11 protein-coding genes are annotated in these 11,296 nt (G+C 42.2%); 3 read left to right on the top strand and 8 right to left on the bottom strand.

Annotation, left to right across the window (positions count from 1 at the left end; translation table 11 throughout):
• The 4 genes from D8872_RS01190 to D8872_RS01175 all read right to left on the bottom strand — a co-directional run.
• The coding region (locus tag D8872_RS01190) for a DUF262 domain-containing protein (RefSeq protein ID WP_142999571.1) at positions 1 to 707 on the bottom strand (707 nt) is incomplete at its 3' end.
• Positions 708 to 944: 237 nt separating this feature from the next.
• Positions 945 to 3,185: a DNA internalization-related competence protein ComEC/Rec2 gene (locus D8872_RS01185; RefSeq protein WP_125389667.1), complete on the bottom strand. Its 2,241-nt coding sequence runs from the start codon at positions 3,183 to 3,185 to the stop codon at positions 945 to 947.
• Positions 3,166 to 3,861, bottom strand: coding sequence for a helix-hairpin-helix domain-containing protein (locus D8872_RS01180; RefSeq protein WP_125389666.1), 696 nt, complete (start codon positions 3,859 to 3,861; stop codon positions 3,166 to 3,168). The genes D8872_RS01185 and D8872_RS01180 overlap by 20 nt, the downstream gene beginning before the upstream one ends.
• A gap of 125 nt (positions 3,862 to 3,986) precedes the next feature.
• On the bottom strand, positions 3,987 to 4,727 hold the full coding sequence (locus D8872_RS01175) for a lysophospholipid acyltransferase family protein (RefSeq protein WP_125389665.1): 741 nt from the start codon (positions 4,725 to 4,727) through the stop codon (positions 3,987 to 3,989).
• A gap of 157 nt (positions 4,728 to 4,884) precedes the next feature.
• Between D8872_RS01175 and D8872_RS01170 the strand changes: the two genes are divergently transcribed.
• The 3 genes from D8872_RS01170 (at position 4,885) to D8872_RS01160 (ending at position 8,316) form a co-directional block, all read left to right on the top strand.
• Positions 4,885 to 7,224: a cation-translocating P-type ATPase gene (locus D8872_RS01170; RefSeq protein WP_125389664.1), complete on the top strand. Its 2,340-nt coding sequence runs from the start codon at positions 4,885 to 4,887 to the stop codon at positions 7,222 to 7,224.
• Between the two features lie 92 nt (positions 7,225 to 7,316).
• On the top strand, positions 7,317 to 8,063 hold the full coding sequence (locus D8872_RS01165) for a tRNA1(Val) (adenine(37)-N6)-methyltransferase (RefSeq protein WP_125389663.1): 747 nt from the start codon (positions 7,317 to 7,319) through the stop codon (positions 8,061 to 8,063).
• On the top strand, positions 8,053 to 8,316 hold the full coding sequence (locus D8872_RS01160) for a GIY-YIG nuclease family protein (protein ID WP_125389662.1): 264 nt from the start codon (positions 8,053 to 8,055) through the stop codon (positions 8,314 to 8,316). Before D8872_RS01165 ends, D8872_RS01160 begins: the two co-directional genes overlap by 11 nt.
• Before the next feature lie 39 nt (positions 8,317 to 8,355).
• Here the strand turns inward: D8872_RS01160 and lacD are convergent, their stop codons facing one another.
• The 4 genes from lacD to lacA are packed head-to-tail and all read right to left on the bottom strand — an operon-like array spanning position 8,356 to position 11,249.
• Positions 8,356 to 9,336, bottom strand: a complete 981-nt coding sequence (gene lacD / locus D8872_RS01155; RefSeq protein ID WP_125389661.1) for a tagatose-bisphosphate aldolase — start codon at positions 9,334 to 9,336, stop codon at positions 8,356 to 8,358.
• 1 nt (position 9,337) lies between these two features.
• Complete coding sequence (locus D8872_RS01150) at positions 9,338 to 10,267, bottom strand: tagatose-6-phosphate kinase (protein ID WP_125389660.1); 930 nt, start codon at positions 10,265 to 10,267, stop codon at positions 9,338 to 9,340.
• Positions 10,268 to 10,277: 10 nt separating this feature from the next.
• Positions 10,278 to 10,793 carry a galactose-6-phosphate isomerase subunit LacB gene (gene lacB / locus D8872_RS01145; RefSeq protein ID WP_005590668.1) on the bottom strand — a complete coding sequence of 172 codons (516 nt, stop codon included), beginning with the start codon at positions 10,791 to 10,793 and terminating at the stop codon, positions 10,278 to 10,280.
• A 30-nt stretch (positions 10,794 to 10,823) separates the two neighbouring features.
• Complete coding sequence (gene lacA, locus D8872_RS01140) at positions 10,824 to 11,249, bottom strand: galactose-6-phosphate isomerase subunit LacA (RefSeq protein ID WP_125389659.1); 426 nt, start codon at positions 11,247 to 11,249, stop codon at positions 10,824 to 10,826.
• Between the last annotated feature and the right edge of the window lie 47 nt (positions 11,250 to 11,296).

Here is an 11,296-nt window from a genome sequence, read left to right as displayed (position 1 = left end):
GCATATTCCTTTTCTTCAGTTAAAATAGAAATAACATTAATCTGAAGAATCTGATCTCTAATTGCTACTAATAAATTTCTATAAGGAATACTTGTATCAAACTTACTAAATTTTCTTAAATTTTGTTCTTCAAGTGCTAATTCAAAATAATCATAAGTTTTTTTTATATTCTCTTCCTCTTCCGTTGCTGGAGAGACTTCACATTTTTCAATTGATTGGACATACGATTCAAAATAAGGGTAGGAAGTAATGCTTTTCAACTTAGGAATCGGCATTCCATAATCATCTTTAGTTTTAATATAATTAAATGTTGCACTTGCCAATTCTTTTTCATTTATATTTTTAAATTTATTTGTCAAAACAGATAACAATATAGTAATAACAGTTAGACGTTGTTGACCATCAATAACTTCTATACTTACATCATTTTTTTCAGAACCTGAAAAAACCATAGTTCCTACAAAATAATCTGTAATACTTAATTTTCCGTCTTTTTGTTCTATTCCTTCAATAATATCTTCAAAAAACTGTTTATAGTAATACTTATCCCAACTATACTCTCTCTGGAAGTTCGGAATACTCATAATAGGATATGAACGAAACATTGTTTTTATTGTTTTATTCTCTGGTGTGAACTTCATAGTATATGCTCCCAACTTAAATTTAATTCTTTTTATTTTTACATTATACCATATTTTAGCTTCCATCACTCAAATTCAGATACACCTCAATATCACTTAATCTTCAAATTCTAGATCAAAAATGAATCGAACCTAACCTATATTGATCCGAACATACCGATTTTTAATGTAAAGCTGACTAGTTTCTCGTTCTTGACGACTCTTTTCTCATTTATTGTATTCCAGTAAAACTCACAGTTCTACGGCTTACCGAAACACGAGAAAACAATTGATATAGCTTTGATAAATTATTATTCTTATTTTCTAACGCACCGTCTCAATCTGCCATGAATCCCAGCCGCTGAAGCGAATAGCTCCTTGTTCATCTGTCCGGAAAATCTGTGTTTGAATGTTCTCAAATCTGTCCAGAGTTTCCCGATGAGGATGCTTGTAGCGGTTATTCTTACCGGCAGAAATGAGGGCAATTTTGGGCTGAAGCTGATGTAAAAATTCTGTGCTGGAGGAGCCCTTAGAACCGTGGTGTCCTGCTTTTAAGACATCCACCTTGAGTTGCGGAAAACGCCGCATCAAGGTAGCTTCGCCTTTCTCCTCTAAATCTCCCGTAAACAAAAAGCTGGTTCCAAAAAATTGTCCATATAAGACGACAGAGTCGTCATTGCTGCCGTCGCCCGTCTCCTCAGGATAAAGAACTTGCAGTGCTCCATCAAAAATTGGAAGGCTATCTCCTACTTCTACCGCATGAACTCCCGTCTGCATCCGCTCCAATTTCTCCACAAAATCCGACTGGGTCAAACTTCCCTTAGATACGTAAATTTCCTTTATAGAGAAATGCTTGGCCACCTCCAACATATCACCCATGTGATCGGCATCTGTGTGGGTCAAAACCAGTACATCCAAGCGACTCACTCCCCGACTTTTCAGATAGGGAATCAAGGTCTTTTCTGCATTTGTCGAAGCAGTCCTCTTCTGCCATGCTTCTTTCTTGCCAATCTCCACTCGACCACCCACATCAATCAGAACAGATTTCCCCCGCCAATCATGTAAGAAAATGCTATCTCCCTGCCCAATATCAATGACTGTAATTTCATTTTGTAGAGGATGTTTAGTAAGGAAAAATAGCAGAGCAAGAACCAAGCTAAGTAAGGTCACAACTTTCTTCTGTCTGCGAAAATCATAGAGCAAGCCAAGAGTGATAAGCAGGCCTAGCATCACCCAGATAGATGGCTGACCAAAAACCACTGGTCGAGAAGAAATAGCCGCCGTCCAACGGATTAGCCCTTCCAACAGTTCAAATAAGACATTGACCTGAGTGATTTTCAAAAGAGGTGATAGGACAAAAATAAAGGTCAGGGCTGGAAGCATAAAAAGATCAAAAACGACTGAGAATAGAAAAGTCAGCAGAATAGACCAAGGCTGAAATTCGGAAAAATAGAAAATCAGAATCGGTAGAATTCCCAGTGAAATAGTCAGACTTTCTGCCAGCACCTTTCTTATAGGAGGTAAATGCTCAAAATCCATGATAGAGATGACAAAAGCATAGGAACAGGAAAGAACGCCACCCGTCGTCAAGAGAAAATTTGGCATGAAAATGGATAAGAGCATGATTGTCAAAGCAAAGTTGTCCAACTTAGTCACACCAAACTGCGAGAGCAGCTTTTGCACTAAACTCCTCACGACCGACACTGAAAAGCCCGTCAAACCCGCATAAATAAAGGAAAAGGGCAACTGAATCCAATCGACAGTTTCTTTTTTCAAACCAGATTTGAGGAGAATCCTGCGAAAACCATCCATGAAATAGCCGACCTGCATGCCAGATAGGGCAAAGAGGTGGATAATCCCCAGACTGGAATAAAGCTCATTCATCTCAGCAAAATCTGTATCCAAATCACCAAACAAAAGTCCAGTCATATAGTGGCTCATGGGGCTAGGAAAGTTTTCTTTGATATAAACCAGAGCCTTTCTGCGCCAGACCGACAGCCAGTCCCAAGGATTAAGACTGCTAAAATGCTGACTGGACTTGATTTGATTGATTTTTAAAATCCTATAAATCCCTTGCGTTTTTAGATAAGCCTGATAGTCAAAACCTGAAAAATTGCGCTGGTCTTCTGCTAAACTGAGTTCTCCATCAATCTCCAAAAACAATTGATCGCTCAGCTTTTGAAAAGCGATTTTTTCCTGTTCTGACTGGATTTTATAAAAGGCCTGATAAGTTCGACCATTGGAATAGCCACGAAAAGAAAGCGAGTCGCCATTGACTTTAATTGTATCTGGCTTGATCACAATGGCAGATATGGTTTTCGGTTCATCTTGAAAGGCTTGATTAGCCATTTCTCTCCGAAATAGGAAGAATCCTGCAAAGAGACTCAAGAACACCAAAACAAGCAGGCTATTTCTAGTCGAATAAAGCCAAAAGAGCCGAACAAGGAGAACTGCCAAACCTAGATAAGCTGGCAGACTACTAGTGTAAATCGCAAAGTAGGCCAGCACCAGCAAAAGACAGAAATAGATAGGTTTGATGGGAAATTTATTTATCCACTGTGACATAGTCTTTTAACTTTTCTAAGGTTTTTGCACCGATTCCTGAAACATTTTTCAGCTCGTCTACTGACTTAAACTTGCCATTGGCTTCCCGATAAGCGATGATGTCTTGTGCTTTCTTTTGACCGATGCCTGAAACTGTCTGAAGTTCAGCTTCGGTCGCCGTATTGAGATTGACCAAGCCAGACTTTCCTTTTTCTGTTCCCCCATTTCCAGCTGGCGTCTGACTAGTTTGCGTCACATCTGCTCCTTCCTCACCGACTTTTGCTACATAAACAACTGCCTCATCTGTTAATTTTTGAGCTTGGTTGATGGATTTGGACTCAGCATCTGGCAATAGGCCACCTGCTTTTTGTAGGGCATCATGCACACGCGCTCCTGCCTGCAACTGATAAACTCCTGGATTTTTGACAGCACCTTTGACATCAACTGTTACTTCTTTCTCAGATTCCTCTGAATCCATATCCTTTTCTGAGTCGATTTTTTCCTGATTAGCACTTCTTTTTTCTGCATTGGTTTCAGATGAAGCTGATGTGACCACTTCCTGAGCCAGTGCACTGACCTGATTCTGTGGCTGAGCGTTGCCCTTCAGCAAGAAAAAGCCAGCCAAGACGACCCCCAATAAGGAAAGTCCAACAAAAATTTTGTATTCCTTTAATTTTTCAACTATTTCTTCAAACATAATTTTTCTCCTTTATCTTTATATTCGTAAAAGAAAAGGGAAATATAAAAATCTGAAACAAAGTTCCAAATATAAATAAGAAAAACTAAAACAGCCTTTAGATAAAAATCTAAAAGCTGTTAGCATTATTTTCTATGCTTATCTGGATCCCAGACAAAGCTTGCGAGGAAACTAAAAATGAAGGTCAGAATACCAATCAAGGCGGCTGGAATAAAGGCTAGTGCTCGCAAAATTCTCCAGAAGACATTTGGTTTTTTACCTGTTTGATAAGGCGCCACTTCTGCATCCAAGCGGTCAAACTCTGCCTGAATCCGACGAGCCACTTCCTCAACTCCTTCATCATTCATCTTTTTGATATCAGAAATATCAATCGGATTACCGAAGTTCATATCTACGCGCTCCCCAGCTGCTAAGCCTTTGAGACTCATGGGACCAGCATAGACCACTGGCATGATACGGACCTTAGCCATCTTAGCAATCACTGCTACTCCTCCCTTGACATCCGTAGAATGCCGGCTGCCGCTTGGAAACATAATCAGTGAGCGATTGCTCTTTTTCAGCATATTGACAGGGTACTTGATAGCTGACGGACCGGGATTTTCTCGGTCGATTGGAAAGGCACCACACATGCGAATCCACCAGCCGAACACCCGATTTTCAAACAGTTCTTTCTTAGCCATAAAGACAAACTGCTTGGGCTTGGTCGCAAAAGCCATGTAAACTGGATCCCACCATGTCCGGTGAGGGGCCACCAAGATATAATTTTCATCTTGTGAAGGAATCTTTTCTTTATTATGGTAATGGGCATTGCCGTTTAAAGCCCAGAGAATAAAAATCACAAGACCTCGCAAATAGGTATAAAACATAAACTCTCCTTATTTCAAACTGTGATTGTACTTGAAATTTATTACATCCTTTCCCATTATACCTTATACCCTTATAGTCTGCAATATTTTTCCAAACTTTGGCTGTAACAGCTGATTCTGATAGCTATTTCTATAAAAAAATGGTATCATTATTTTCATGAATAAGAAAGAATTAATTGGTTTAAACAAAATCCAAGTAGATGAAAAGATTTCGCAGGGCTTGACCAACAATTTTACAAGTGACACCAGCACCAGTAACTGGCAAATCGTTAAGCGGAATGTTTTCACCCTTTTTAATGCCCTTAACTTTGTTATTGCTCTAGCCTTGGTCTCTGTCCAAGCCTGGAGCAATCTGGTCTTCTTCGCAGTCATCAGCTTTAACGCCGTCACTGGTATTATTACAGAGCTGCGTGCTAAACACATGATTGACAAGCTCAATCTGGTCAGCCGAGAGCTGGTCACAGTCATCCGCGACGGTCAGGAAGTCAAGATTCAGCCGGAAGAAATTGTACTGGGCGATCTGATCAAGCTGTCAGCCGGCGAGCAGATTCCCAGTGATGCCCGTGTGGTAGAGGGTGTTGCTGAAGCCAATGAAGCCATGCTGACAGGTGAGAGTGACTTGGTTCTCAAGGAAGGAGGCGCTGAGCTGCTGTCTGGTAGCTTTCTGGCTAGTGGGCAGATCTATGCTGAGGTACACCATGTCGGCGCAGACAACTATGCCAACAAGCTCATGACTGAGGCTAAAACCCTCAAGCCTATCAACTCGCGCATTCTATACAATCTTGCGAAAATTTCTCGCTTTACTGGAAAAATCATCATTCCTTTCGGAATGGCTCTCTTCTTTGAAGCCCTGATGATAAAGGGCCTGCCTGTCAAGAACTCTGTCATTACCAGCTCGACAGCTCTTTTGGGTATGCTGCCTAAGGGAATCGCCCTGCTAACAGTCACGTCACTCCTGACAGCTGTCATCAAGCTAGGCATGCGCAAGGTCCTTGTTCAGGAAATGTATTCTGTTGAGACGCTGGCTCGGGTAGATACTCTCTGCCTGGACAAGACCGGTACAATTACCCAAGGTAAGATGACTGTTGAAGCCTTGCATAGCCTGTCAGATAAGTTTTCTGATGAGACCGTCGGTCAAATCTTAGCAGCCTACATCCAAACCAGCGAGGATAATAACCCAACAGCCCAGGCTATCCGCAAGGGATACGGCCACCTGGAGCACACCTATACTAGCGACAATGTTATTCCATTTTCTAGTGACCGAAAATGGGGCGCTATGCACTTATCCAGTGTCGGAACTATCTTTCTGGGGGCTCCCGAAATACTGCTGGACAGCAATCCTGCAGCGGTTGGAGAGGCTCAAAAACGCGGATCGCGGGTTTTGGTGCTGGCTCACAGCGACCAAGTGCTAGACAAACACAGCATCCGTCTGCCTGAAGATATGATCGCTTTAGCTGTTCTGGAAATCACCGACCCTATTCGTGAGGGAGCGGCTGAGACACTGGACTACCTGCGCTCTCAGGATGTTGATCTGAAAATCATCTCTGGTGACAATCCTGTGACCGTTTCCCATATCGCGAGCCAGGCTGGATTTGCTAACTACGCCAGCTACATCGACTGCTCTAAAATCAGCGATCAAGAACTGATTGAGCAGGCCGAAGAAACAGCTATCTTCGGCCGTGTTTCTCCCCATCAAAAGAAGCTGCTCATCCAGACTCTTAAGGCCGCTGGTCGGACAACAGCCATGACCGGAGATGGGGTTAATGATATCTTGGCCTTGCGTGAAGCAGACTGCTCCATCGTCATGGCCGAGGGCGACCCCGCAACTCGGCAAATTGCCAACTTGGTCCTTCTTAACTCCGACTTTAACGATGTCCCTGAGATTCTTTTTGAAGGTCGCCGAGTCGTTAACAATATCGGCCGGATTGCTCCTATTTTCTTCATCAAGACCATTTATTCTTTCATCCTGGCTATTATCTGTATCGCCAGTATCCTGCTCGGAAAACCTGAATACCTCTTGATTTTCCCATTCATCCCGATTCAGATCACCTTGATTGACCAGTTTGTCGAAGGTTTCCCACCCTTTGTCCTCACCTTTGAGCGCAATATTAAGCCGGTTGAAAAGCACTTCCTCAAACGCTCCCTACAGCTGGCTCTGCCAAGCTCCCTCATGATTATCTTCAGCGTGCTATTTGTCCGTATCTGGGGCAGCAGCCATGGCTGGAGCGACATCGAAATGGCCACTCTGACCTACTACTTGCTAGGCAGCATCAGCTTCCTGTCCGTCATCCGGGCCTGTCTGCCACTCAACCTCTGGCGTAGCCTGCTCATTATCTTTTCTGTCTTTGGATTCTATCTATCAGCCTTTGTCCTGCAGCACCTTTTGGAAATTGCAACATTGACAGCCGCAACCTTGCCAGTCTATCTGATTCTCATGGTTTTCTTTATCGGAATTTTCATCGCTTGTACTATCAAGCAAAAATATGAATTCAACTAAAATTCGCACCTGACTGTTTCTGTCAGGTGTTTTTTCCTATAAAATTTCTCTTTCTTCTTTGGAATAGCACTTAATCATGCTATAATGTTGGTATGACAGAAGCAAAATTAAAAGACGGAGAAAGAGTTAATCAGCTCTTTTCTACTGATATTAAAATCATTCAAAATAGCGAGGTTTTTAGCTATTCAGTCGATAGTGTCCTGCTTTCTCGCTTTCCAAAATTACCCAACCGAGGGCTAATCGTCGATCTCTGCGCTGGAAACGGGGCTGTTGGTCTCTTTGCTAGCACACGGACTCAGGCCCAGATTTTAGCAGTGGAAATTCAGGAGCGTTTGGCAGATATGGCCCAGCGTTCCATTGAACTGAATGACCTTGCTCAACAGATGCAGGTTATCCATGACGACTTAAAAAATCTAGGCAACCACATCTCTGGCAGTAAGGTTGACATCATTCTCTGCAATCCTCCCTATTTCAAGGTCGATGAACATTCCAATCTTAACGGCAGTGAGCATTATCTGCTAGCGCGTCACGAAGTTGCTACCAACTTAGAAGAAATTTGCACGATTGCCCAGCGAGTTCTCAAGTCCAATGGTCGCTTAGCAATGGTTCACCGTCCTGACCGATTTTTGGATATTTTAGAAACCATGAAAAACCATAATCTAGCGCCTAAGCGCATCCAGTTTGTCTATCCCAAGCAGGGGAGAGAAGCCAATATGCTTTTAATTGAGGCAATCAAAGATGGTTCACCAGACGGTCTNAAAATCCTCCCGCCTCTCTTTATCCACGAGCAAGACGGCAGCTATACACCAGAAATTCAAGAGATTTACTATGGAAAATAAAGCCTATATGTACGTCCTTGAATGCGGAGATGGCACCCTCTACACAGGCTATACAACTGATGTAGAAGCTCGTCTCAAAACACATCAGGCTGGAAAAGGAGCCAAGTACACTCGCGCCCGATTGCCCGTCACACTCATCTATCAAGAAGAACATCCCGACAAATCTGCAGCCATGTCGGCTGAAGCCCTCTTCAAAAAGAAGAAACGAGCTGAAAAACTAGCTTATATAGAAGAAAAACGTAGCAAGTCCTGAAACTTACTACGTTTTTTGATTTCTACATTCAAGATTAAATTAGATGCGTTCTTTCCATGAAGTCGCTGTTGTTTGGAGAACTTTGTTAAGTTCGTCAATGTTCTCAAATCCAGTTGTACGTAGCCATTCACGAGCTGCTGCTTCACCATCTTTGATGTAGGCTTCAACTGATCCAGCCCAGGTTGCACGTCCGCAAAGAACTCCGTTGAAGTTTGCGCCTGATTCGTGGGCAAAGACAAGTGTTTCTTGGAAGAGTTTGGCTGATACACCTGCACTCAAGTAGATGTATGGCAAGTTGGTTGCTTCATCTTGTGCTTTGAAGAAAGCTGCTGCTTCTTCGCGAGTATGCACGATTTCACCATCGCCAAATCCTTCAACGTATTTGACGTTGACTGGAACTTCTACTTTCAAGACATCGATGTTGAAGCGTGGGTCTGAGAAGACCTTCATGGCACCGATAACCTTGTGTGGTTTCACTTTTGCGTATTCTGCAGAACCTGCGTCAGCAATTTTTTCATCATAAGCGAGGATTTCAAGGAAGAATGGAATATCTTCCGCCACACACTCTGAACCGATGCGTTCGATGTAGGCTTGTTTTTCTTGATTAAGTTCGTCAGAGCTGTCTACATCATAGTAAAGCAAGAACTTGACTGCATCCGCACCTTGTTCTTTGATGCGTTTGGCAGACCAAACATCCAAGCAGTCTGGCAAGCGTTTAGTGCTAGTTGTGTCGTAACCAGTTTTCTCATAAGCAAGGAGAAGACCAGCATTTGGTGCAAGAGCTTTTGTAGCTGGAAGTCCATATTCAGGGTCTAGAAGCATAGAAGAAGCGTATTTAGTCAATTCATCTGCAACCAAAACTTTCAGTTCTTCCATTTGTTCTACTGTTGGTTCTGCTTCTTGGTGTTGAGCCATGAGGCGTTTCAAAGCACCACGTTGGTCAAAGGCAAGAGCTGAGATAATGCCATTCTCATCTGAAAGTTTTTCTAAGCATGCACGTTTATTTTCTGTTAAAGCCATTTTATACCTCTTTCACTAATAATTGATCATATAGAGCTTGATAGTTGGCCATGTTAACATGACCTGTCATTTTTTCTTGAGCGTTGAGCATACCAAGGACATTTGCCTTGATGAGGAGTTCTGCATCCGATTCCTTATGAAGAAGTCCTGAGGAAATACCCGCAACAGTAGAATCTCCAGATCCGACAGGATTGACTACCTGAATTCTAGGAATATCTACTTTATAGAAAGTGTCCCCATGTTTGGCAAAAGCACCATTTGCACCAAGTGAAACGATAATCCACTCAATACCTGCAAATAGAGGCTCTTGAAGAACTTCCTTTAATTCATCCAACTCCTCAGAAACTTCTCTCCCAAGAAGCTGAGACAATTCTTCGTTATTTGGTTTAATAACTGTTGGTTTGTGCGGTGATTCAAGGACAGCCTGAAGAGCTGCACCTGAGCAATCCAGAACAACTGGTTTTCCTGCGCGATTAGCAAGTTCTACCAAGTTTGCATAGTAGTCAACTGGAAGACCTGCTGGCAGACTACCAGAGATAGCCACTACTTCCACAGTGTCAAGAAGATTTTTGAAATGAGCCAAGAAATCTTGACCTTCTTGTTCCAGAACTTCGGGTCCTTTCTCAAGAATTTCTGTTTGGTTATCTCCGTGCAGAATAGCGATACAGTTACGAGTCTCTCCTTGAATTGAGAAGAAACGTTTCGTTACTTTATCGTCGATATGTTCTACTAAAAACTCACCAAGTTTGCCACCGACCAAACCAGTAGCAGCAACAGAATCACCAAATTCTGAAAGAACTCGTGTAACATTGAGCCCTTTACCACCAGCTGTCTTGGTCACATCCACCACACGGTTGACAGTATCAATTTTCAATTCATCCAAAGGATAGGAAATATCAATGGATGGATTCATCGTGACTGTTAAAATCATGCGCCACCTCTTAGTCGTGGTACTCACCGCGATCCCATTTTTCAAGGAATTCTGTAAAGAAGTTTGCATCTGCTTGATGAGCATTGTGACTTTCAACGTGCTCAATTTTCGCAATCAATTTTTTATTTTCTTCTGATGGTTTGTATTCAGCATTGATGAAAGCTTCAATGATATCGCACATGAGCAATTCACCAGTAATCTTACCACCAAAACCAATAACGTTGGCATTCAACTGTTCTTTAGCATAAAGAGCTGTTGTCATATCACGAACCAAAGCAGAACGAACGCCTGGAACTTTATTGACAGCGTTGTTGATACCAACACCAGTACCACAGATACATACCCCAAGATCAGCTTGACCGCTAGTTACAGCTTCCCCCACTTTTTTACCAAAAATTGGGTAGTGTGTACGAGCATGGTCGTAAGTACCAAAGTCAATGACTTCATGTCCTTTTGATTTCAAAAATTCTGAAACCGCCATTTTTTCATCTGTTACGATGTGGTCACATCCAATTGCAATTCTCATTTTTATCTTACCTTTCTTACTGTAATCTAATTAGCACATTTTGTTCAACATATCGACCCGAATTTGGTGACGTCCACCGTCGTATTTACCGTTAACAAATCCTTTAGCAATATTTTTCGCCAATTCATCACCAACGATTTCTGCACCCATAGTGATCATACGTGAGTTGTTGTGTCCGCGAGTCATGTAAGCAGAACGCTCGTCTGATACTTCTGCCGCTACCATACCTTTGATTTTAGTTGCAACCATAAATGGACCAGCACCATAAGCATCAATCACGATACCAAGGTTCTGTTCTTCTTTGTTTACTTCTGCAGCAACAGCAAGAGTCACATCAACAAAGTCTTGACCTTCAGCCGTAACATCCACTACGTGGAAGTTTTCTTTTTCCAAGAAGTCTTTCACAACTTCTTTCAATCTCAAACCTGCAGCATCTGCACCAATGATAATAGACATATTAAGTCCTCCTTTAATTTTCTATATAATGAACTAAAATGTTTTAA

The sequence above is a fragment of the Streptococcus cristatus genome, assembly GCF_003943815.1.
Lineage (GTDB): Bacteria > Bacillota > Bacilli > Lactobacillales > Streptococcaceae > Streptococcus > Streptococcus cristatus_F.
Note: the sequence above shows the minus strand (reverse complement) of the source record. Positions and strands in the feature narration are given on the sequence as shown.

Coding starts and splice junctions, on each gene's coding strand:
- D8872_RS01185 (WP_125389667.1), bottom strand. CDS start 3,185: ATGTCACAGTGGATAAATAAATTTCCCATCAAACCTATCTATTTCTGT.
- D8872_RS01180 (WP_125389666.1), bottom strand. CDS start 3,861: ATGTTTGAAGAAATAGTTGAAAAATTAAAGGAATACAAAATTTTTGTT.
- D8872_RS01175 (WP_125389665.1), bottom strand. CDS start 4,727: ATGTTTTATACCTATTTGCGAGGTCTTGTGATTTTTATTCTCTGGGCT.
- D8872_RS01170 (WP_125389664.1), top strand. CDS start 4,885: ATGAATAAGAAAGAATTAATTGGTTTAAACAAAATCCAAGTAGATGAA.
- D8872_RS01160 (WP_125389662.1), top strand. CDS start 8,053: ATGGAAAATAAAGCCTATATGTACGTCCTTGAATGCGGAGATGGCACC.
- lacD (WP_125389661.1), bottom strand. CDS start 9,336: ATGGCTTTAACAGAAAATAAACGTGCATGCTTAGAAAAACTTTCAGAT.
- D8872_RS01150 (WP_125389660.1), bottom strand. CDS start 10,267: ATGATTTTAACAGTCACGATGAATCCATCCATTGATATTTCCTATCCT.
- lacB (WP_005590668.1), bottom strand. CDS start 10,793: ATGAGAATTGCAATTGGATGTGACCACATCGTAACAGATGAAAAAATG.
- lacA (WP_125389659.1), bottom strand. CDS start 11,249: ATGTCTATTATCATTGGTGCAGATGCTGCAGGTTTGAGATTGAAAGAA.